Origin of the sequence: Sphingobacterium sp. B29 (genome assembly GCF_001952815.1) — a bacterium.
Taxonomy (GTDB): domain Bacteria; phylum Bacteroidota; class Bacteroidia; order Sphingobacteriales; family Sphingobacteriaceae; genus Sphingobacterium; species Sphingobacterium siyangense.
The window spans coordinates 3,231,408-3,254,957 of sequence record NZ_CP019158.1 but is presented as its reverse complement, the minus strand read 5'-3'; the positions used below and the strand labels follow the sequence as shown (position 1 = coordinate 3,254,957).

The 23,550-nt window shown below is 43.0% G+C and carries 18 protein-coding genes; 7 read left to right on the top strand and 11 right to left on the bottom strand.

Features of this window, described 5'->3' with window-relative positions:
* Positions 1-8 precede the first annotated feature (8 nt).
* From BV902_RS13585 to BV902_RS13565, 5 genes are all read right to left on the bottom strand, one after another.
* Complete coding sequence (locus BV902_RS13585) at positions 9-713, bottom strand: hypothetical protein (RefSeq protein WP_157626069.1); 705 nt, start codon at positions 711-713, stop codon at positions 9-11.
* Positions 608-3,301, bottom strand: coding sequence for a SusC/RagA family TonB-linked outer membrane protein (locus tag BV902_RS13580; protein ID WP_172840683.1), 2,694 nt, complete (start codon positions 3,299-3,301; stop codon positions 608-610). The genes BV902_RS13585 and BV902_RS13580 overlap by 106 nt, the downstream gene beginning before the upstream one ends.
* 78 nt (positions 3,302-3,379) lie before the next feature.
* Positions 3,380-4,399: a FecR family protein gene (locus tag BV902_RS13575; protein ID WP_075992401.1), complete on the bottom strand. Its 1,020-nt coding sequence runs from the start codon at positions 4,397-4,399 to the stop codon at positions 3,380-3,382.
* Positions 4,400-4,503: 104 nt separating this feature from the next.
* Positions 4,504-5,103: an RNA polymerase sigma factor gene (locus tag BV902_RS13570; protein WP_172840682.1), complete on the bottom strand. Its 600-nt coding sequence runs from the start codon at positions 5,101-5,103 to the stop codon at positions 4,504-4,506.
* Positions 5,104-5,436: 333 nt separating this feature from the next.
* The gene (locus BV902_RS13565) at positions 5,437-6,036 is read right to left on the bottom strand and encodes a porin family protein (RefSeq protein WP_075994767.1); all 600 of its coding nucleotides are present in this window, start codon (positions 6,034-6,036) and stop codon (positions 5,437-5,439) included.
* A 142-nt stretch (positions 6,037-6,178) separates the two neighbouring features.
* Between BV902_RS13565 and BV902_RS13560 the strand changes: the two genes are divergently transcribed.
* On the top strand, positions 6,179-7,033 hold the full coding sequence (locus BV902_RS13560; RefSeq protein WP_075992399.1) for a helix-turn-helix domain-containing protein: 855 nt from the start codon (positions 6,179-6,181) through the stop codon (positions 7,031-7,033).
* A 49-nt stretch (positions 7,034-7,082) separates the two neighbouring features.
* Here BV902_RS13560 and BV902_RS28465 read toward each other — a convergent pair whose 3' ends face one another.
* Together BV902_RS28465 and BV902_RS13550 are read right to left on the bottom strand one after the other, a co-directional pair.
* Positions 7,083-9,479 (bottom strand): TonB-dependent receptor, encoded by a 2,397-nt coding sequence (locus BV902_RS28465; RefSeq protein WP_083663606.1) that lies wholly within the window; start codon positions 9,477-9,479, stop codon positions 7,083-7,085.
* Between the two features lie 378 nt (positions 9,480-9,857).
* Entirely contained in the window at positions 9,858-10,706 is an 849-nt protein-coding gene (locus BV902_RS13550) for a mechanosensitive ion channel family protein (protein WP_075992398.1), read from the bottom strand.
* A 293-nt stretch (positions 10,707-10,999) separates the two neighbouring features.
* Here BV902_RS13550 and BV902_RS13545 point away from each other — a divergent pair, with 293 nt between their 5' ends.
* A complete protein-coding gene (locus BV902_RS13545; RefSeq protein WP_216640352.1) occupies positions 11,000-11,467 on the top strand; it encodes a hypothetical protein in 468 nt (155 codons plus the stop codon).
* 110 nt (positions 11,468-11,577) lie between these two features.
* Here the strand turns inward: BV902_RS13545 and BV902_RS13540 are convergent, their stop codons facing one another.
* The 4 genes from BV902_RS13540 to BV902_RS13525 all read right to left on the bottom strand — a co-directional run bounded on the left by BV902_RS13540 (position 11,578) and on the right by BV902_RS13525 (position 15,906).
* Positions 11,578-12,261 (bottom strand): CPBP family glutamic-type intramembrane protease, encoded by a 684-nt coding sequence (locus BV902_RS13540; RefSeq protein WP_075992397.1) that lies wholly within the window; start codon positions 12,259-12,261, stop codon positions 11,578-11,580.
* A gap of 68 nt (positions 12,262-12,329) precedes the next feature.
* Positions 12,330-12,911 carry a Crp/Fnr family transcriptional regulator gene (locus BV902_RS13535; RefSeq protein ID WP_075992396.1) on the bottom strand — a complete coding sequence of 194 codons (582 nt, stop codon included), beginning with the start codon at positions 12,909-12,911 and terminating at the stop codon, positions 12,330-12,332.
* Positions 12,908-13,510, bottom strand: a complete 603-nt coding sequence (locus BV902_RS13530) for a histidine phosphatase family protein (RefSeq protein WP_237241626.1) — start codon at positions 13,508-13,510, stop codon at positions 12,908-12,910. Before BV902_RS13530 ends, BV902_RS13535 begins: the two co-directional genes overlap by 4 nt.
* A 167-nt stretch (positions 13,511-13,677) precedes the next feature.
* A complete protein-coding gene (locus tag BV902_RS13525; protein WP_075992395.1) occupies positions 13,678-15,906 on the bottom strand; it encodes a HEAT repeat domain-containing protein in 2,229 nt (742 codons plus the stop codon).
* Between the two features lie 238 nt (positions 15,907-16,144).
* On the opposite strand from BV902_RS13525, the gene BV902_RS13520 reads away from it, so the two are divergent.
* The 5 genes from BV902_RS13520 (at position 16,145) to BV902_RS13500 (ending at position 23,515) form a co-directional block, all read left to right on the top strand.
* Positions 16,145-16,765: a hypothetical protein gene (locus BV902_RS13520; RefSeq protein ID WP_075992394.1), complete on the top strand. Its 621-nt coding sequence runs from the start codon at positions 16,145-16,147 to the stop codon at positions 16,763-16,765.
* Positions 16,755-19,583, top strand: coding sequence for a TonB-dependent receptor (locus tag BV902_RS13515; RefSeq protein WP_075992393.1), 2,829 nt, complete (start codon positions 16,755-16,757; stop codon positions 19,581-19,583). Before BV902_RS13520 ends, BV902_RS13515 begins: the two co-directional genes overlap by 11 nt.
* Positions 19,584-19,587: 4 nt before the next feature.
* Positions 19,588-20,799 (top strand): DUF4876 domain-containing protein, encoded by a 1,212-nt coding sequence (locus BV902_RS13510; RefSeq protein WP_075992392.1) that lies wholly within the window; start codon positions 19,588-19,590, stop codon positions 20,797-20,799.
* A gap of 11 nt (positions 20,800-20,810) precedes the next feature.
* Positions 20,811-22,358, top strand: coding sequence for a DUF6850 family outer membrane beta-barrel protein (locus tag BV902_RS13505; RefSeq protein ID WP_075992391.1), 1,548 nt, complete (start codon positions 20,811-20,813; stop codon positions 22,356-22,358).
* A 494-nt stretch (positions 22,359-22,852) separates the two neighbouring features.
* Entirely contained in the window at positions 22,853-23,515 is a 663-nt protein-coding gene (locus BV902_RS13500; protein ID WP_075992390.1) for a hypothetical protein, read from the top strand.
* Positions 23,516-23,550: the final 35 nt, after the last annotated feature.

The window sequence follows — 23,550 nt, the reverse complement described above, 5'->3', positions numbered from 1 at the left end:
ATAAGCAATTAAAAGGTGACTTGAATACCTGCAGAAAAACTTCTTTGAAATGGATAAGTAAGCCCATTACCTACACGGTCCGAACCTGCAGTTGGATTGGTATACGTATTTTCGTTCAGTGTCTCGGGATCAAAATAGCGCTTCACAGCAGACCATTCGATGATATTTTCACCACTTAGATAAACACGTAGGGTACTGATTTTGGCACGTGAAGTAATAGATTTGGGTAAGGTATACCCTATCGTCAGGTTTTTCAGACGTAGATAGGCCGCATTCAGCAAATAATTGGTCTGTGGAATGGCCAATCCTTGAGCTTGGTCAATCCGGGTACCCAAGTTACGGTCGGCAAGCCATGACTGTAAGATCGGATAAGCCGCATTAAGGTTTTGATCGGCCAGTCCCAAATTCAAATAAGCTTGCGAATGTTTCGCACGGTCGATATCCGAATCACTTCCCGGACGGTAGAAATCAAGTAAGTGCCCATAAAAGTTACCATAAGGCTGTTGGTATGTCCCCCAATACAGGTAGTCCAACGGATAATAATCGCGTTTACCAATGCCTTGAAAAAATGCCCTAAGATCGAAACCTTTCCAATCTGCAGACAGGTCTATACCAAATTGATAACGTGGTGTGGAGTTACCAATGATCTTGAGGTCTTTGGTATCGCCAAGTGTATATCCTTTTTCAATCTTACCATTACCATCCTGATCCACATAGGTAGGCCATCCCGGTACAATCGATAAGGCGCCCCAGGGAATAATCGAAGTCTGGTCCAACTTGCAATCTCAGCCTCGTCTTTGAAAAGTCCGTTGCTTTGCAAACCCCAGATCTCCCCCATTTGCATGCCTTCATAATATTGCAGAATGCTTTTATTGGGGTTGTCAAAACGTGTAATTTTGGACTGTGAGTCCGACAGCAATAATTTGGCATTGAAGCGTAATGGTGCGTTAGCCAACTCGAAACGGTCCTGAAAATTGACAGTCAATTCCCAGCCATTGGTCTTTAGATCGGCAGCATTCTCAAGTGGCTCACTCGCGCCCAAAATATTGGGAAGATCTCTGCCCAGTGTCAACATCCCCAAGGTACGTCTGGAATAATAATCAAAACTTGCCGAAAGTTTATTTTTGAGTACCGCAACGTCCAAACCAAAGTTTATGGTATTGACCTTCTCCCAGGTATAATTGGGAGAAACCAAAGGTGGAACACCAATATAGATTCCCCGTTCACTTCCGAACAAATAATCGGCATCCTTTTTTTCCATCGAAGGGAGGTAGCCGTAGTTCGACACCGACTGATTGCCCAATTGACCATAAGATACCCTCAGCTTCAATAAATCCAGTCCAGCGACAGACGACATAAACTTTTCACGGTCTATACGCCAGGCAGCTGAGCCCGAAGGAAAAAAGCCAAAACGCTTACTTTTCGGAAATCGGGAAGAGCCATCGTAGCGACCATTGAATTCAACAATATATTTATCATCATAAGTATAGTTCAACCGATAAAATGCACCACGTAAGGCATAAGTATCAATAGCTTCGCCCATTTTCATTGTTCCTGTTGCAAACTGAATGGTTGGAAAGGATTCTGAAATAAGTCCGGCGCGTTCTGCAGTGATCACTTCATACCGGTAATCCTCCTGGTTAAAACCCAGTACCGCATTGACCTGATGTTTATTAAAAGATTGCAAATAAGTACCGTAGATATTATAAACGTTGTAATAGGAAAAACCCGCTTCACGATAAGCCCCTGTTGTCCCCTCTTTACGGACATCGTCCGGACCATAACCGATCTCGTATTGCTTGGTGTACCAATTGCGGTTTAACGAATTACGCTGGAAAGTATAATCTGCATTTACTTTGAATTTATTACCAAAAAAGCGGAGCTCAGTATTGAAGGTAGATTGTACATCCAGACGTTTACGATCGCTTTTACCGCCATCAACCATTTGTGCGGCAATGATACCTGCCGAAGAATTGGCCCATGTTCCATCCGGGTTCTTATCAAAAGAAGTTGGAAAAATATTGTAGATATCGGGCAAACTCATTTGCGAAGGCGTAAGCCTACGTGTACTTCCGATCACTGTATTGTTACCAAAGGAAATTAAATCGGAAAGCCTATAGTTTACTTTCGAACGCAGGTTATAACGGTCAAAATAATCCTCTGCTAGCTTAACAGGCGAATTTTGTCGGTTGTAGCTACCACTGATATAGTATTGTACTTTTTCATTTGAGCCCGAGATTGACAGGTCGTGTGTATTGGTTGCATTCCAGTCGGATAAGAAATAACGTGTCCAGTCCCTGTTACCCATATATTCCCAGACCTTGGAATCTGAGGGGTTGATACGCACACCGGCAATGGAAGGATTATCAGATCGCTCTTTTGCATATTGGTAAAACTGGTCCGAATAGTTGACATTATCCCAGGGTGTATTATCGGTTGACGTCTCCAATAGCCTCGAAAATACATAAGGATCCGTTATTTTATCGGGCATTACTGTCGGGGTATTCCACGTAAAGTTATTTGAATAGCTCACTTTCACATCGCCTTTCCCTGTTTTTGTCGTGATGATCAGAACCCCAAAGGAGGCACGGGCCCCGTAGATCGCCGCAGCCGACGCATCTTTGATTACCGTAAATGATTCAATATCCTGTGGCGCAATCCGGATCAATTCGGCTGCCGAAATAGGAACATTATCTACCAAAATTAATGGATCGCCACCATTGATCGATGTAATTCCACGGATATTGATTTTAGGTTCCGCTCCTGGTGCTCCGGAGTTGAACTGTATATTCAAGTTGGGTGAAATCCCTTGAAGCCCCTGCGCAGCATTGGAAATAGGCCGGCTTTCGAGCACATCGCCACTAATCTGATCTACAGCTCCAGACAGGTTGGTCTTTTTCTGTGTACCGTACCCCACAACGACCACCTCCTCCATTTGATTTGAAGCTGCGTCTGTGAGTTGAAAGACCACGCTCGATCTTTTACCGGAGGTAACAATATACTGGCACTCCTCTTTTGGCAGTAGTCCTGTATAAGTCACCAAAATACAATAGTTGCTATCCACCGGTAAATTATTGAACATGGCTTTCCCCTGCTGATCGGCTTGACCGGATCGTTTCAGGTTGCTATTCTTGTTTTTTATGGTCACCGTTGCATTGGCCAAACCTTTTGACTTCGCATCCTGCACGATGACAACAAGTTCCCCACTTTGTTGGGCAAAACCCTTTTGGCCAAAAGCAATTGCTAGTAGCAGTAATAAAGCCCCCTTGGCTGGCCTTTTACCTGTTGAAAATTGTTGCATAGTTTTCATTAATAATTGAGCATAGTTTTCCCAGGCCTCCCTAAAAAGGGAGGCTCAATAGTGTTTTTTTTATGGATTTTATTGACTGTTTTTTAAGATCGTATAGGTATTTGTTTCGGTATTAAACTTGAGTTCGAGCTCATTTGCAATACAGATCGTTTGCAGAATCTGCGCGACCTCATTTTCTGTTGTATATGTACCATAGAATGATAGCCCTGACACATCATCCTGAGAAAAGAGAATCGTTGTGCGGTAGAAAGACGCCAAGGCAGGAAGCACTTCCGCCAAAGGCTTGTGGTGAAATTCCAATGTCGTTGGTACGAGCTCTTCCACTGGTTTTTCCAGTTTCAAAACAGGTTCTTTTTTGGGTTGTACAACTTTTTCCGCCCAAGTTTGCCCTGGAGTCAAATAGGCAAGAAGCTTATCTTCCCCATTTTCGCCACGCTCCTTAATGGAAACTCTTCCTGTGATCAGGCGCACACTAGGCTTCCTATTTTTGGCCTCCTGCACAACCCAAAAAGAAGTTCCTAAAGCCGTTGTCAGGATATTGCCCGATAGAACTGTAAATGGGCGCGATTTATCGTGTGACACCTCAAAAAAAGCCTTTCCTTGCAATTGAATCGCGCGCTGCTTTTCTGGAAAGGGTTGCATCAAGGAGATTGAAGAATTTGCCAAAAGACGGACTTTACTGCCATCTTCCAATACAATCGTGCTATCCTGTACAACAGCATAGGTTATCATTTTGGACTTATCGACCGTTTTTTCGACCTTAACGGACTGCTTGTGTTTGGCATCCCCGCTACTATTCCGGTCGAGTAGATAACATCCAAATGAAAAACAAAAAAGAACAACTGCGGCAACCTTACCCCATAACAGCCAAGGTGGATGTGCGATTTTAGTAGGTGTTTCGGTGGCTAGCAAACGGAGGTCTATCTTTTTTTTCATCCGCGTTTGAACCCCTTCCATATCAGCTTTGTACCCTTCTAAGACATCAAGTTCCTGCAACCAACGCATTAAATGTGCCCGTTCCTCATCCTTTATCTGTCCTGATGAATACTTTTGGATCAATTCTTCCAATTCCCTTTTTCTGTCTTGCATACACCCTATAGTTGCTCCAATTGGGTGATCGTACCATCGAAAAACCGTTAAGTTTATGTAAAGTTTATTTTAAAAAATTTAATTAAGAACACCTTGGATAGGGATTAAAAGAAGAGTAGAAAAGATAAGGACACGAAGACTGTCGGATTCAGCTGTTGCCGTTGCATGTGCTGGCGCACAAGATTCAACGCTTTACTTAATTGGTTTTTTACAGTTTGAAGCGATATGCCAAGTTGTTCCGCAATTTCATGATTACTGAGACTGCGTTGGTATTTCAAATTAAAAACAACGCGCATACGGTCGGGCATTTCTACTACAGACTGTTCAATCGCAATCAGTACGTCTGTGTAATTCTCTTCATAGTCCACGATAGGAAAAATATCATGCAGACCATCTTGTACCATTAAGCTATACTGTTCAATATGTTTTTCATGCACACCTTTCTTTCTGAAATACTGAAACAACTTATGGTATAGGGCCGAAATAAGATAGGCTCGCAATCCGCTATGAATATTGATCATGGCCCTTCTTTGCCACAGATCCACAAAGAGATCCTGAACAAGATCCATGGCCAGATCCACATCGCCCAACTTCTTAACTGCAATACGGAAAAGTGTGCTCCAATGATGCTCATAAATCTCATCAAAAGCACTGTAATCTGCATTTACCAGACGTTCTAATAGGATAGCGTCTATCGTTTTCACAAGCATACTCTCTAGATCAATAATTCTTCGTCAGATGTAAAGATCAAGCTTTAATACAACTACAATATTAAGAACAGGTAAAGAATACATTAACAACAAAAGCCTGTTATTTATGCATCTCCCCGACTCGGAAAGCTCCATCGAGCTATTAAATAGCTCTTTAAAGTGAATATATTACATATAATGTTTAAAAATGACAGTTCGTGTAGGAATCAGGCCATCGCTTCGATATAACGTGAATGTGCAAAAAGTAAAGACTCAATAAATGCAGTTTAATGTACATTTATTGAGTCTTTACTTATAAATTAACAGTTAAACAACCTATTGAGCCGATCAGAACATATAAAAGATACTTAACTGCGCCACGCTATTCTTAAAATCAGATTTTAGTGTCGTAGAATTAAACTTACCTACATCCGTAAAACCCTGGTAGTATCTCGCTCCTAGGCCCAAACCTTTAGCTGGACCTTTCGTAAATTCATAACCCAAACCTGCAACAGCGCCCGCATCAATTTTATCCGCAAAATCTACAAAGCCTGTGTCTTTCGCGTCTTTCATCAATAGATTGGCCTGCGCCCCAACTTCCGCATAAAGACCGATAGCCGATCGATATTTTACGAGGATTGGAACGGACATATAGGATAACTTCAGGTCCTTATGCGTTCCGAATACATTGTCTGTGATTTTTGCACCCTGCATTGAATATAAAAATTCCTCTTGAACAGACCACTTGTCTGTAAGCTTAAAATTGACAAGAAGTCCCCCGTTGAATCCTGCGAGTCCTTCGGTATCGAAGTTCGCACCTGTAAAGTTACTGTAGTTTCCCCCAGCCTTTAAACCAAAAGAAAGCCTTTGAAAAATTCCGCCCAAACCTTGAGCAAAGGATACCTGTGCCATTGCCAAGACCAATCCAATTAATAATAGTTTTTTCATCACGAATAATTTCATTTAAAATTTATGTGACAAATGTAGATGCATTTAAAGAGGCTGGAAAGCTCTATAAGAAGGCGAAATTGTCCAAAAAGTCGTTTTTTCAATATAAAACAATACATTTGGATAACAATACTTGACTATTATGGAAATGACGTTGCCATTTACGCACAATAAAAACTTGAAACAGCATAACCATCATGAGGATTTCATTTTATTGGAGACACCCACGATTGAACGACTTAATTTTCCGGTAAAATTGGATGTCACCATAAGTATTATTTGCTTTAAAGGTTATTTGAAAGGGCATTCAAATATGCGCTACTTTGAAACGGGTGCCCCCTCTCTTATTGTACTCCTCGCGGGGCATACTGTAACCATAGAAAATGTGAGTGCCGATTTTTCTGCACTTTTTATAGTCATGTCAAAGACATTTACCTCAAGTCTTAATATCGAAGAGCATCTACCCGTTTTTCTTTCTTTGCATAATCAACCTTTTATTGCATTAAAAGATGCAGAACTAACGAGTTTGGCTGAGTATTTTAAAACAGTACAAAAAGTGCTGGAAACAGATAATCCTTATACCACAAAAATTCTTCAACACCTAACAAAAGCCTATTTTTACGGGTTTGGTTACAATGCCCATAACATCGAACGTCATACACAACAGAAAAAAAAGCCCCGATTGGAAGAACTGGTTGAAAACTTCCTAAATCAGGTACAGGACAATTTCAAACAAGAGCGGGGTATAGAATTCTACGCAGATAAGCTATGTGTAACTCCAAAGTACTTATCCAAGGTGATCAAAGAACACAATGGTCTGTCTGCCAAGCAATGGATTGATGACTATGTTGTGTGGGAAGCTAAAGCGCTGTTGAAGTCTACACATATGACTATACAGCAGATCAGTAATGAGCTTAACTTCCCTTCACAATCTTTTTTCGGCAGATACTTTAAGCGATCAGTCGGATTGTCTCCGCTCGCGTATAGAAAAATGTAGAAATTTTCCGAGGTAGTAAGCACACTTGTGCAAACCCATCAAAAATTGGCTAAAAGGAATGCGACAGACTCAAATTGAGACGAGTTCCATTGCCTTTCACATAATTCATATTATTTGACTGCCATTGCGAGATCACCGTGTAATAATCCTTATTGAATATGTTTTCGATTCCCAGGCGTATTAGCGATCGTGTGTTGATCTGATATTTACTGGAGAAATTGAAGGTTGTGAATGATCGGATAGGTCCTGTTCCATAGCTGTACAATCCATTAACAGGTTCAAAACGATTTCGGCCCGAAGTAGCGATCATTTGCGTTGTAAGCGACCATTGTTTCATTGGATTTACGGTAATAGAGCCCGTTATCTTAGGCGGATTGATGCGATCCCCACCAAGATATACACGACTTCCGTCCGTTAATTCTCTTTTCCCTTCAGTATATGAATAGCTCGCACCAAAATCCAGGATCGGATGTACGCGATAGTTTGCAGACAGCTCAAAACCGTAAATTTTCTCCGGAGAACGTGCAATCTGCGGATTGCCATCAACGAAAACATAAGATGCACCCAATGTCGAAGTACTATAGTACGTTGCCGCTTCATAGGAGAATCGCCCAATATCACCTGAAAATCCGAACTCATAATTATTGGCTTTAACAGCCTTAATGGACGTACTACTGACTGTATTTTCCTTTGCTGCACGCAATACAAGTCCCAGATCGGCGACACTGAAACTTTGAGAAAAACTCACAAATGGCTTAAAGAACTGTATTTTGGTGTAACGCAGTCCTGCATTGAGCATCAATGCCGTAAAGTTCAGGTCCCCACCGTTGACTGCTACTCCACCGCCTACGTAATTTCCATTGACCGCATTTAAAATTCCTATCGTTGTAAAGTTCGGCACCTGAATATGTACATTTTCCAATCGGCTACCGGCTTTCAATATAAGATCTTTGGCGATGTTTGTCTTCAACTGAAAGTAAGGGGCTAGATTACGCATATCCATATTCGGGATAACCGTGCGCCCATCTGTAAGCGTTGTGTTGGTTTTATCTGATAATAAATCCAAGCCGTATGTAATCTCACTGGATACCACATCAGACCACTTAAAAGGGCTATTGAAATTTAGGCGTAAACCTAGCTTTTTACTCCTGGTACCAGGCTGACCGTCTCCTTCAAAAAAATTGCTATAGTTGATCAAGGTCTCATAATCCTGAAAATAAATATTCGCATCGAAATCTGTTCGCCCAATTAATTCCTGTGCAGTGTATTTTAAACTGGCATTATGGTTATATGGCGTACCTTCCGGCTCTCCCGGTCTTTTCCCCAGGATACCGGTTGTCGGCGAATTAAAATCGCCATATTTCCCAGCTTTGGCAATGTAATCAGTATACTGTGTGCTTTTAAAGAAGTTGTACATCAGTTCCAGACGATTTTTAGCATCGATACGATAACCTATCTTGGCAAAAGCATTCCAATTTTTAAGATCATTCATGCCATATTCGGGCGATAATACCACACCGTCAGCGTCCTTGTAAAGACCCGTTTGTTCGTACCTTCCGCTTACGACATAATCCCAATGCCCCTGACTTCCGTTAAAAAGCTGGCTAACATTAAATCCTCCCGTTTGCCCCGGTTTCACCAAAGAAAAATTACTACCGATTTCGGTGGTCCCACCAAACCTTCGGTCTACATTTGCATGTTTAGTGATATAATTGATGAGTCCACCATCGGCACCATTACCGTAGATGGCCGTTGCGCCTTTGATTACCTCAACCCGCTCGATTACACTTGGATCCAGCGAACGGATATCACGGGCTCCATCTCTCAGCGGTGTAGATTGGGGAATGCCGTCAATCATAATAAGCACGCGTCTACCCCGAAGTGTCTGTCCCAAATTTTGCGTACGATTGGTCGAAAAACCAAGCCCAGGTACGGTATTCGCCAAGATATCACTTAGATTATTGCTGATACTGCGTTGTGATTCCAGTTGCTTTTGCGAAAGCACTGTTACCGAAGATGGTACCTCATCCAAGGATTCAATACGCCTGGAAGCAGATACAATCACCTCATTGATCCGGTTATTCGACCGAAGTACAGGTGCAATATCGAGGCTATCATTAGGTTGAATAGTGAGTACTGTATCGAGCATCTGATAACCGATTGCAGTAAACTGAAACCGGTGTGTTCCCGCAGATAATGACGAAGAAAACTTACCGAATGAATCGGTCTGCAGTTTTTTTGTAAGATCTATTTTCACCGTTACATGTGAAATTGCTTCTCCCTCCGTAGTACGGACAGTTCCCGACAGATGACCGTCTTGCGCATACAAGGTAGTTGTCGATAATAGGATCAGTGCTAGCGAAGAAATTATTTTATTGTTATTTGAAGGAAGGCTATTCTTGCTATCGGTTAGATCGAATGAAATAGATTTTCGGTTGTTTTTCATGATGCACAAATATATTATTATTTATAACAATTCTAAATAATTAATATAAAAGTTATGCCACTATTTTACCGAAGCCAAATACTTCTTTTAAATCGTTATCAAGTTCCCATTTTGTCTCCCGTTGTATTCAACAGGAGACAACGATACTTCCTCAAAAAAGTCAGTTTATAGCTGCGTAAGCCACTCTAAATAGCAATCCATATGCCTTATAAATATAACAAGACGGCCAAAATCTACCGAGTAACATTCATGTACGTTTCAATAAACAAAAGCCGTCGGAGTTCGCTCAAACAGCTTTGTGCTGCACGATATTCAGCATGGAGAAAAAAGTCAACATAGCGCGGGTTTCTTCTAACAGTCGATAGCCTTTCTCGTCAATTAGGAATTATTCCGGATATGCACATCGCGCTGCGGAAATGGAATTTCAATCCCGGCCTTATCCAAAGCTTCCTTACAGTCAATGATCAGCTGTTCCTGCATGGTCCAAAAGTTTTCATTGGAGGTCGTGACGCGCACAGAAAGATTGATCGCACTGTCGCCAAGTTCTGTCACCACCACCTGTGGCGCAGGCTCTTTAAAGGCAAATTCATTGTTTCTAACGATGTTGAGGAGTATTTCTTTTGCCTGTTTCAGATCAGCATCGTAGGCAACGCCAATGTCAAACCATGTGCGGCGTGTTCCAAGTTTTGTATAATTGGTGATGCTACTATTTGACAATACCCCATTTGGAACAACCACCTGTTGATTTTGCGGTGTATTTAACTTGGTATTGAAGATATCAATTTCTGTCACCGTACCCGCGATATTTGTAGTGGAGGTTATGTAATCGCCCACGCGGAAAGGCTTGAGGAGTAAAATCAGTATACCGCCGGCAAAATTGGACAAAGATCCCTGCAGGGCCAGACCTATGGCCAGACCTGCTGCACCAATAATAGCCACAAATGCAGAGGTCTGAACCCCCAATTGTGTAACGACAACGATAAATAATAAGATATTTAAAATCCAGCTGATGAGATTGCTTAAAAATCGCTGCAGGGAGACATCCATTTGTCGCCGCTCAAATGCCTTGTCTATCATCCGTTTGATTAAACGGATAATCCAGGATCCGATCAGATAAATAAGTAAAGCGGAAATTACGGCAGTAATAATACGGGGAGCCCAGGCAATGGCAGAGGAAATAAAATTATTCCAATGTTGCTGGACATCGTTCAATTCTAAATTGTTCATAGCACTATTTATTTATTAAAAATGTAAGGGTTAGAAACAAAAAGGACATTATGTTGCTTTTATTCTAATTTAAAGCACATTAAATTACATTTTCTCTAATTTAAACAACTGAACAGTAGAATTGTTCGTAGGAAAATCAAACAATAGGCTACTTTTCAATCCAATTTCGACAAACTCCGATTTTTTTCATTAAATTTAATCAAATAGAGGCAAACAGAGCACCTTGTTGACGTTGCATACCTGTTTCACAAGCTACAATCATCAGTTGATAAACCTTTAAAACGAAATATAAGATGGTAAAATTAATCAACGTTTGGATTTCAGTATTCATTCTGCTCGTTTTTATCCAATGCTTAGGAATTCAAAATGAGCCGTCCGAAAACTTCGACTGGTTATTGGGAAAATGGCAACGTACCAACGAAACCAAAGATAAACGGACTTTTGAATATTGGCAGAAAATAAAAGACGCTGAATATGCCGGTTTTGCTTTTACCCTACAAAACCTGGATACCATCCATCAGGAAAAAATGCAATTATTAAAATCCGACGGCAACTGGAATTTATTGGTTAAAACACCCGATGAGAAAGATTTTATCGCCTTTGAGATGACCATGCTAAAAGACGGTCTATTTGAGTGTAATAATGACTCGCTACCCTTTCCTAAAAAGATCACCTACTGGCGTGAAGGTGAAAAGCTGAAGGCTAATGTCGCTGGCGACAGTCTCCAGATTCCCTTCGAGTTTACCAAGATTTCAAAATAACAGGAAAGCCTCCCTTTTCATGAACAAAGCCGCCTAGGACTATCCAGACGGCTTTGCATTGTGTTGAACACAGTTGTGGATAGAAAATAATCCGATATCATTTTACTCCATCAGGAAGCTAGCGCCGCTGCTTTCATCTTTTTTCGAACGACCAAAGCGGCAACCCAAACGAGGAGTAATAGGCCCAAAATAGCACCACTTTTCCCATTTATAGCCGGAAAAAAATTGTTAAGCGAATGAAATGCACTAACTGCAATCAGCGAGCCAGTTGTATCAGCGACTTTACCTATTCCCCAACTTCCCAATATCAAAACCCCAAAAAAGAAGAATTGTACAGGTGTGAAATCAAAATTCAGATGCCATAAAAACCATAACAAAGACAGTAAGAATATGTTGTAAAGTGGCTTCAATGCTTTAAATTCTTGGTAGAGAAAGCCACGCCAGCCGATTTCCTCCAGTAGACCATAGATGAGTACCGAGGAAACAGCTAAATAGGGAATTTTACCTTGTGTAAAATACGATACTGTACTTATTAGAACGACAGGGAATACCCAATAGAGGATAATTGGGAAAATCATACTTTTGTAGTTTCCCCTGAGTGACAGCGCAGGTTTTATGTTGAAAACAAAAAACACAAAGACTGCTCCTAAAGCCGGTCCAGCGCCTGTAAGAATAGATTTTAAATAGGGATTTTCAAGCGTGCTTAGTAATTCCGTTTTATTGGTTAAATACCGGCACACTATCGCGATGATATAATAAATGAAGACTGCCCAATAATTGACTTTTCTTTTCATAATGTTGATATAGCTTTTTTGCAATGCCCAAAAATAGCTGCATTAAAACCAAAAACACTTGACTAAAGTTAAGAAATCTTTTTCCGTATCCTGCTGAGGCTCTCAGGTGCAATACCCAAATAAGATGCGATAATTTTCAACGGTGTCCGCTGAAAAATCTTCGGCCGCTCTTTTAATAATTTAAGATATCTTTCAGTAGGTGATAATGTCAGGAGATTGATTTGTTCGGACTGCTTTGCCGTAAACATGATATCCGATATCGCTTTGCCAATAAGCAGCGATCGGTCCGATTTTGCGTAAAGTCCCTGAAGATTCTGATAGCTTACTGACCAGAGTTCAGTATCTTCTATACATTCGGTTTTGATGACCGTTGGTTTCTGTGACACAAAAGAAAGGTAATCGCTGAAAATCTGGTTTTCATAATACAGATTGATACATATATCTTTATGCTGATAGGGTACAAAATGACCTACAGAACCCGAAACCAGTATATTAATAAACCGCTCCGTCCGATCATAATCTTTAACAACTTCATTTTTAGTAAAAGTACGGCATTCCACAACTTTTGAAAATTCAACCCAAAATTTAATATCAACAGGGTAATAGGCATCAAATATCTCCTTGATGTTTTCGGGATTAGGAGTTTTCATATCGCTTTGCTTTTATAATAAGCCGTATCGCTCATCCGCTTGATGATTCTTTTTCCCGTTTCTGTTTGGTAAAGAAAAGAAACCCCACCGCTGACACCATACAGATCTATCGTATTGAGTACTTCCACATGCAAGCCCAGCCACATAACATTAAAGATACTTAAACTATCTCCGTGCGAGACAACGACAATGTTTTCTTCGGTACTACCTAATATCGTTTCATAAAAGGGTATCATTCTTTGCCATACATCAAATCTGGATTCAGCATCACTAAAACATTTGTCATAGATCGATATTTCTTCCTGCTCAATATTATCCTTAAGCCATTGAACAGATTGCCCCACCGCTCTTCCCAAATACCGCTCCTTCAGTGCTGTAGTTATTTGGGGAGCTATATTAAACTGCTTTCCTATAATTTCTGCGGTTTGCTTTGTTCTGCTAAGCGGTGATGCATACAGTGAAAAGCTCGTATCCGGAAATTCCGACTTTAAGTTGGTAGCAATATTTTCTGCATGCTGCATGCCTGTCTCTGTTAATTCCCAGTCGCTCCATGAACCGATCATGCCATTTTTATGATGCATGGATTCGGTATGTTGCACAATAATGATGTTTTTCTTTTGAAACATAAACACAAAAGTAGCCATTAAAAAAAATGGCGGCAATTAAATCGCCGCCATCTGACAAATAATGTCAATCACAAAGGATAACATGTTATCCAAAATTACCTAAATTTTTGTAAATCCATCGGGGGTCTCAACAATAACATTTATTTTTTCGAATAACCTTCCATGATGTTCTTTGTTTTCAGACTTTGGTATTTTACCGTTTCTGGAGCATCTGATTTTATTATTTGTTCACAGGCATCGTATATGGCGCGGCGCTGATACGAAAGAGGGAACCAGCTCAGCGCTTCCAGCGCTGTTACACGTATATCCGCCGAGTTACTTTTATCCAGAACGGTCTCAATCAGCACCGGCACCATGCGGTGATAACGGTACAGACGCATGGTACGGATATCATTGAGGCGCTCCTTTTCCTTTTCTTCCTTGTCCAAGATCTTTTTGGTCAGGGTTTGGGTTGTTTTCTCGCCAGAACGAACAATCTGATCCAGTTTGTCCGCCAAAAGCTTCGCATTGCTCAAGCTGGGATTTTGTCGAATCTGCCGATCGATTTCCTGTTTGACCAGCGCTGGCTCCATAAAACTAAGGGAGGTACGCAGACGGTACCCCACCCGTTCGGAGTGTGGGTCGCTCAGATACAGCTGGATCATATCTTTGACAAAATCATTTCCGCCAAACTCCGCCAGATCATACACTGCCGAACGGCGGATAAACTCATACGAATCGGACTTGGCAGCATGCAATACCTCAAAATAATCCGGATTTTCCAGTTGACGCAATTGTATAAAAGCCTGCGTACGTACGGTTTCAAAGGCCGATTGAAAGTAATACTGTTTCAATAAAGGGCTTACTTCTTTTTCAGGCAATATACGCGGAAGATAGACCAGGGCCAGCGCCTGCAGGTCGGCATCATTTTCCTTCAGCAGCGTGCGCCAGTAGCCTGCATTCCGATCGTGTGAACCGATCGCCGTATTGATTTTCAGCCGCTGATCAGCCGTACCTGCAAAATGAAAGGTTGGGTCACCCAAAATATGCGTTTCCAGATACGCCATATGTTTCATCCAATTTCCTACGCGAACGCCATGCTGCAGCAAACCCATAAGCTCACCCGGCCACAAATCCTGTAGCACCCCTACCGAATTGGCCACCGCCGCGATATTGTCATTGTCTGAAAAAGGATAATAGCCCGCTAGATAATTGGGCAGATGAAAGGAGCCTGTCAGGCAGGAGTTGAGGTAAACCAAAGGCGCTTTGATATGGCCGTCTTTGATATCGTGGATCTGCATATCCATATCGTCATTGAACAGAGAATCTGCCGCTATACTTTTGGGGTCAAAGGCATCGAGCATCCACTTCTCGTTAACACCAAGGGATTCCATAAACGATATTTTGACCGCTTCCACATCCCTGCCATCCTCTTTTGCAGATCGAAGCTTGGAGCGTAGGTAACGTGCCACATTCTCCATGGAAGGCTGCGGATTGGAGGCCAATGGATAACCATTTAACAGCTGTAACGTGGCTGTACCATGTCCGGTCATATATGCAAAATCCACCCCCTCCCGCTTCAGTTCATTCAATATATTGAACTTAATGAAGTTGTCGGAGCGAAAATTGATAAACTTGACTGAATTTCCCGGAAGAAACAAAGCGGGCATTTGCGATCTGAGTGCCAGCGCATCGCCGATTGTCGCGTTGACCGAATTGGAGTTATAGCCGTGACCGGTTGAAGCGATCATATCATTTAAGGGGTTGGCCTGTGCTTTCTGCTGAACGACCTTTTTTAAATATGCCTTGATTTTCGCAATAGGATCTTCGCCATTTTCCACGGGCGGCTTGATCCGCGCTGAATAGATATCCATCTGTATATACTGCGGCGAAGCAGCACTTAAGCTATAGTAAAAATAATTGGACCTCGACTTGGCCGTATCCTGTTTGATAAAGTCAAATTGCAGATCAAAATCATCGTAGTACCGGTCGGATGGCACCGATGACTTATCCCAGCGGATATTTTGCGACATCTTAAAGGCCGAAGTCAAAAACTGTGCATCCCGTAGCATAGGAATTGGAATATCACCGATCAGCACTGTACCCTCCAGGGGCTGCTTTTTTGCATACAGGCTCTTCAATAACGTCCGGATCTCGTCCGGTTTGGCCCATTGACTCGAAATAATATAAGTGCCCAATCCACCTTTTTCCACTGCGGCACGATAAGCATCAATCTCAGGCTTTGCCTGATCGTAGGTATGCTGATCCACAATGATCGCAAAGCTGGTTGGACTTTTTACAGTAGGTTCCTGTATGGATTGCGCATGGAGCTGCTTCACAGCCAATAGACTCAATGCGAGGGATAAACCGGTAAACGTAGTACGCTTCATATTAAGATGTATTAAAATACGCATAAAGATGCATGCAAATGTACATTAACTTTATTTAAAACGATTAAAAATAATATATTTTATACTGAAATATATTATTTAACAGCGTATTAATCGGATTTAACTGAAATAATATTTTAAAATTCACTTATTTATAATAAATCTAAATACATATATTTGCAACATGCTAGTATCAACAAGCAAAAACAATTAGTCATTAATCGCTAAACGAATATCTATGAAACATCTTATCATCACCCTTGCGCTATCGTGGGGTACCCTGGCTGTGTTTGGACAAAAACAGGAACGCAGTCCACTCGCAAAAGATCTACAGATAAAAATTGCATTACAGGCAGCCCCGGCAGACCAACGCGAAGGCGCCAAAGTATTGGGTTATAACGAAAAAGGCGAGTTTATCACCTTACAGGAAGGCACCGCCACCAATAACCTGATCTGCCTTGCACCGGATTACAAATCTTCCGTTTTATATGCCTATGCCTATCCAAAAAGTTTGGATCCTTTTATGGCCCGCGGGCGCGAACTGATCGCCGAAGGCAAACGCAAACAACGCGATGAAATCCGCGAAGCCGAACACAAAGCGGGCAAATTACCGATCCCGCAGACACCAACCATACTGTACGGCTATTGGGGACCATTGGCCAAACTAAACAACACAACCGGAGAAATCGAAGGTGCACAGCGACGTTATGTGATCTATGTTCCTTATGCAAAAGCAGCCGATATCGGCTTGTCAAGCAAACCGGGTTTACCTGGAATTCCCTGGTTAATGGACGAGGGATCTTACAAAGCACACATCATGATTAACCCCGAAAATATGGGACATGGCCATGGAAAATAACGAACCAGCGTTGATACGGCAAAGATCTATCCTATTCTTTGCCCTATTGACCTTATCAGCATCAACAACTACGTTCGCCGCTACAACCACCAACACAAAACCGTTGACTGAACGCTCTTTTCAGGACGGCGATATCCGCGGCATAATCACAGAGAAAAGCACCGGCAAGGTACTCAAAGGAGCTACTGTACAAATCAGGGAGCTGGGTCTTTACGCCAAAACCGATGAAAACGGTCACTTTACGTTCGACCGCACTCCGAGCGGACAATACACTGTTGTTGTCAGCTACCTTGGGATGCTGACCGTAGAGCAGACCGTAACTGCAAGCAAACAGCCTATTGCAATAGCATTGGCCGAAAACTCCATTGCCCTGGCAGACGTTGTGGTCGTTGGTCAGGAAAACCGCAAAGAAGGTGCTACCTCGACCATCATCAACCGTAAGGCCATTGAACATATGCAGGCGACCAACCTGGGTGAAGTCCTACAGTTGCTACCCGGTGGAATGACAACGAATCCGAGTTTCACCAACGTCAATAAAACCGGCATACGGAATGTGGGCAATAGCAACCAAACCAACCGTTCTTCGGATTATATGAGCTCCCTGGGTACTTCGCTAATCGTCAACGGGGCACCCACGTCCAACAATGCCAATTTGCAGTCTTTGGGTTCTGCGGCAATATTAAACGGTACTTCTGGATCCAGCGGTTCAATCGGCAGCTTTTCCACTTCCCAGGGTTTAGGTGCCGATATGCGGCAGTACACGGCCGATAATGTCGAATCCGTTGAAGTCATCCGCGGCATTGCCGGGGTCGAATATGGCGACATGACCTCGGGCGCCATTATCGTGCAGACAAAAGCCGGCAAAGAAGACCTGCAGATCAAAGGACGGATAAACCCGAAGCTTACCCAATTCTGGGCTGGTCAGGGTTTTGATCTCGGAAAAAACAAGGGAACTTTATTTGTCGACCTGGATTATACCCACGCCAACGACGAGCAGACATCGGCCTATGCCGCCTATAACCGCGTAACCGGTTCAGCGCAGTACAGCAAAACCTTTGGTCAGGAAAAACCATTGTATACCACTACCTATTTCTCCTTTGGTAGCAACCTGGATAATGTCAAAATTGATCCCGATGCCAATGCTGTTCCGCAGCTCAACAAGTCGCAGGAATACAGCTACCGCTTTTCGACCAATGGAAAATGGAAGGTCAATAAGGCCCTGGCCCGACAGTTAAACTATACCGTGTCATTGAATTATTCGCTTCAGAAATCATACATGGAAAATGCTGGAACTGCTGGTATTTCAGCTGTGGGAAGCTCGTATATCGATGGTACATTTGAAGCCCCCTATCTACCTGCCAGCTATATCAATAAAGCCTGGGTAGAGGGAAAACCGATCAATTTATTTGCCAAGATATCGGATGAGTTTTATGCCAAAACAGGCCTTTTCACACACCGCATCCTTGTCGGTACAGATTACCGAATGGATGCCAACAGTGGAAACGGAAAGACCTTTGACCCCAACTTCCCCTACCGCACCAATAACCTGAACGGATACCGTGCGCGGGCCTACAAAGATATACCCGCACTGAATCAGCTCGGCGCCTATGCCGAGGACCGTATGACGGCCCGATTTGGAAAGCGCGAACTGGCTATACAGGCCGGTGTGCGGATGGATCAGCTACAGCCTTTCAGTGGCGACGGCAAAACCGCTGTGTCGCCACGGATCAATGTGAGCTACGACCTCCTGCCCGCCTTTACCCTACGCGGAGGCTATGGCATCGCCACCAAGGCACCTACCTTGAACATGCTGTATCCCGAAAATGCCTATTTCGATGTTTTCAGTTTAAACTATTACAAGCAAGATCCCAATGAAGCGCTAGCGCTCCTGACCACACGCGTCTATGAAACAGGCAACGATCAGCTTAAGCTGGCCAAATCCTATAAAAAAGAATTGGGTATCGACTGGAAAGTCGGCAGAGGTCAGCGTTTGAGCATTACCGCTTATCACGATAAGATCGACAATGCCTACGATTATATGACCACCTTAAACAGCTTGCAGTATGCGCTTATTCCGACGTATACCGTGCAGCAGGAAGTAGCGGGCGGAAAACCGATTTTGAGTGATGTTGTGACCAATACCCCTTATGTATTTACCTATGCCACACCTACCAACGGCAGGCAGATCATCAACAAGGGGGCCGAATTTGATTTTGATATGGGGCGCTTCGACGCTATCCGCACTTCTTTTCAGCTGACGGGGGCCTATCAGTCGACCAAATCAACGACCACCATACCTTATATCCTTGCACAGGAAGTGCCCAACAAAACGATGACACGCGTGGGTGTATTTGCGCCACGCGGGACCGACAGCGAGCGACTCATGACCACTTTAAGGGCCATACACCATATTCCCGAACTACGATTTATCCTGACCCTGACAGCACAGACCATCTGGATCGATAAGGAGCGTAATGTCGACTACTCCAGCCTGCCGATCGGTTATATCCCTGTAGGATCCGACAAACCCATGGACATCGTCTATTTTTCAGAGGCAGAGCGCCAGCAGATCACCTCGGCCGACCGCGATATTTACCTCAGTCTCAGCGACGCAACCTTCCGCACCGAAAGCTGGAAACCACTTTGGCTGTTCAACATGAAATTGACCAAGGAGTTTGCCAAAAATATGGGCTTCTCGTTCTATGCCAACAACTTCATCAACAACAGACCGTTGGTACGGAGTACACGCAATCCCGAACAGTTCACAAAACGAAATATTGATATCTTTTTTGGAACCGAACTGTCTATTAAATTCTAAAAAAATGAAGAAAATCAATTGTTATCTCTACCTGGTTGCGTTGCTCTGTTTATTGAGTAGCTGCCGCAAAGATTTTGCGACGGTCAATACGCTTTCCTATACCCTGGCTGTCCACTACCCCAGCAATTATATTGAATCTTTTGCCGCGAATGCTACGGTAACCCTTAAAAACACATTTACAGGTCAACAGTCCCAATTGACCACCAATGCAAAGGGCGAAGTCGATCTGCAGGATATTATACCTGGTATCTACACCATAACGGTAAGCCGCGAGGTGACCGAAGAGGAAAGCATCAGCATCAGTGGACGCCTGGGCAAAGCATTTTTGAATGCCTCCATCCCCTCCCTGCGTATTCAGGAATCCGGAAAGACAGACATTCAGCTGAGCGGCGGGGCCATCGGTGGATTTGTCATCAAGGAATTTTACTATACCGGTAGCCGCACCCCGAATAATTCGTCTTATTTATACGATGGTTTTGTGGAAATCTACAACAACTCGACCGACACCCTATACGCCGGCGGAATCTCCTTCGGAGCGACAAAAGCGGGTTCAACGCTAGCCACCAAATTTATCGACGACCAGCAAAACGTATACCTTGCCTCCCTATGGACCATTCCGGGTATTGCAGGTGTAGACCACCCTGTAGCACCGGGCAAATCCATTGTCATTGCTGTCGACGGAATTAATCATAAGACAGATCCAAAAGGCAATCCCAATGCACCCACAGATTTAGGGGCTGGAATAGCCGATTTTGAGACCTATTTTAATCCGCCCGGAAATTCCAACGATACAGACTCGCCAGATGTACCCAACGTAACGCTGATCTATAGTTCATCGTTGACTGTTTTTGACTGGTTACCTGGCGTCAACGGCTCTGGACTCGTTATCCTTTCGCCCGACGACTATGCCAGCTACGAAACTGTTACCGAACCCGGAGCAACTGCTTCAACACGTTATGTGAAAGTTGCCGCAGACAAAGTTATCGACGGCGTGGATTGCGTTGCCAACAGCACCATTACACTCGACAAAAAGCGTTTGCCGCTCACGATTGATGCTGGAGTAGCCTTTGTTGGCGGCGGAGCCGGCACCGGAAAATCGGTTATCCGGAAAGTAAGGGAAGAAATCAATGGCATCAAAGTATTGATGGACACCAACAATTCCTCCAGTGACTTTGCGATAAACGATACCCCTAGTCCCAAAAGTTACTCCAAATAAGCAGGCGCATCATGAACATAAAATATATTTTTTCACTGGCATTTACAGCCTCTTTCATTCAGCTGCAAGCACAGGAAAATCCGAATATCAGCTACTCCAAAGAAAAAGAAAGCCTGCTGAAAGTCAAAACCAGCGCTTTACTGGGAGAGCTCGACCTACCGGCTGTGGGAAACACCACTTTAGGCTACTTCTATGAAGGCGGAGATTTTAGACATCCATTTACAGGCAAATCGAAACAGGGACTCAATTTTTCGACAGAGAAATTTCAGCGTTCCGGCGACTGGACGCTCTATGGTCGCTTTGACTTTACCACATTGAAAGAGAAGGAGCTGGCCTATGCATCCCTTGTGAATCCATTTACCGACAATCCCTATCAGCTGGTCGATTCACTAAAGGGCGACTGGAATAAGCAGTTTTATACAATGGACCTCAAAGTAGCGAGCCCCAGCTTTGCCGGTGGCCGCATGCGTGCCGGCCTCGACCTCTCCTATCAGGTCGCTACGGGAGCGCGACAAATGGACCCACGTTCCCTGGATACAGAAAATAAAATCCAGCTAGCACCGAATATTTCCTACAAAATCAGCAAGCGGCATCAGCTTGGGCTCGCAGCCATTTATAATTATCAGAAAAATGATCTGAATCTGGTACGTGCCAACGGAAGTCAGCAATACAACGTTTATAAACTTCTGGGCTTAGCCGAATACCTCGGGGCATCACCTTTCATTATGACGGCAGATATGGACCGCAGCTATCTTGCGCATGCGTATAGCAGCGAACTCAGCTTTCGTTATACCGCCGATCAGTTCAGCTGGTTGCTGTCCGGAAGCTACCTTCGTCATGAGGAAAAGGCCACCGACGGCAGCACCTATCCGATGAAGGCTGGCAAACATCAATACGATCAGTACACGGTATTATCGGCCATTGATTTAAAACGTGGCGATTACAACCATCACTTCGATTTAAACCTGCTGTATTGTGACATTTCCAATACCGAATACCAGCAATTGCAGCGGACAGACGACCGCAGTTATGAAACTATTTTTGAAGGCAGCTTGAATACAGCACTACGCAGCCAGGCTACTTTGGGGTATATATTGGCCAAAGAAACCAGCGCCTATCGCTCCGACTGGTTTGCCAAGGCCACCGTAAGTTATTCCGGCTGGGACAACCGCTATGCCCTACCACAGGGAAAAGAAATCGTCGACCGCATGGATATCGGCATCCGCTTTAACAAAGCCCTGTCGCGGTGGGTCTTTGATGTGGCATCCAACTACAATTTTGGCGTAAAAAACGAATGGAGTTATACAGATAAAAGCTATTCGAGCAATTTTGTTGCAAACAGCATTGCCCTGCCTATCTACCAGTATTTAACACGCGATCGGGTAGTCAATACCTTGAGCATACAATATCGGCTTGCCAACTTCGGAAAGAAAAGCAATCAACTTTATCTGAAGGGATCGGGCAGCCTGGAAACAGCGCTGTCTACACCTGGTGGATATGGTGACAACGGAAAATCCCGTTACTCGGCTAGCTTATCCTTAGGCCTACTGACGTTCTAATCGAGATGTTCAGCGAGGGAGATCTTCAGCAAGATTACCTAAAAAACCTTCTTATTGCGGAGCCCAAGTCTAGTGCTCCGCAATTTTAATGTATTCACCTAGACGATTGAAGAACTTAAATTATTTGAAGCCGTCAATTGAAGGAATTAAATTATTTGGGACAGCAAATTGAATAAAAAAAAAACATATTTATGTCAAAAACACCGCTATTTATCTTAAAAAAATCCCTCAATTTTCAACAAAAATTAGTAATATCGTCTAATAAAATTAACTAACACGGACCTCGTGTTGTTTTTATTACGATAATCGTTTGAATTTCAAAAAAAAGCAGCAATCTTCATAAAAATCCATCTACTGAGAATACATGATTTGGATATCAACATAAATAAAAGATATGCTGACCAGATAAAGAAAGAAAAACAACATCATTATAAAACAATCCTGAGCATATAATATACAATCAATTAAATTTCTTACGGAATTCTGCAATTAATATGGGAAAAATCACAAATATAGTCTTAGCTGAATGGATGTCCATGCGAATCTTAGAAATTCTTGACAAAACTTTAATGACATTAGCCGGCTTGGCTAATTTTAGCGAGTTATCAGAAAGCCGACTTCAGCGCTACCTCCACAAAAATTCGACGATCTCTGTGGAAGCTGTAGCAAAGCTCTGTGATTCGCTATCAATTCCGATGGCCCATTTTTTTGATAAATCAATGCCATTAAGGATAGCTACGGATGCCCACAGTAATTTCGGTCGATTTAGGACCAAATTCTTTCCCTTAGACAAAAAGTTCTTTAAAGACGAAGTCACGGAAAAAAATCAACTCAAAACGACGCAAAAACTGGATCATCGTCATCAGCGGGAATCCGTCATCCATCTGATTTTCGACTCGGATTATTTTCAGGATCCCCGCACCATTGAACAGGTTATCGCTACTGCTGAAAAAGCCTATCAGATTACTTTTAAGGTTGACCGAATTGCTTCATTACTCCGCAAATATGTAGCAGAAGGTTATCTGGAGCGGAAAGTCCTACCCCGTGGCTTTAGCCGTTCACGGCAGTATACCTACTGCAGGACTTCAAAAAAACGACAGATTGCCGCGAAAGAGGAAATCGCTGTAATCGAACGAACAAACGTTTTGAGCAGATAAGTTTAAGCCGGCCCACTATTCAGGGCCGCAGAAAT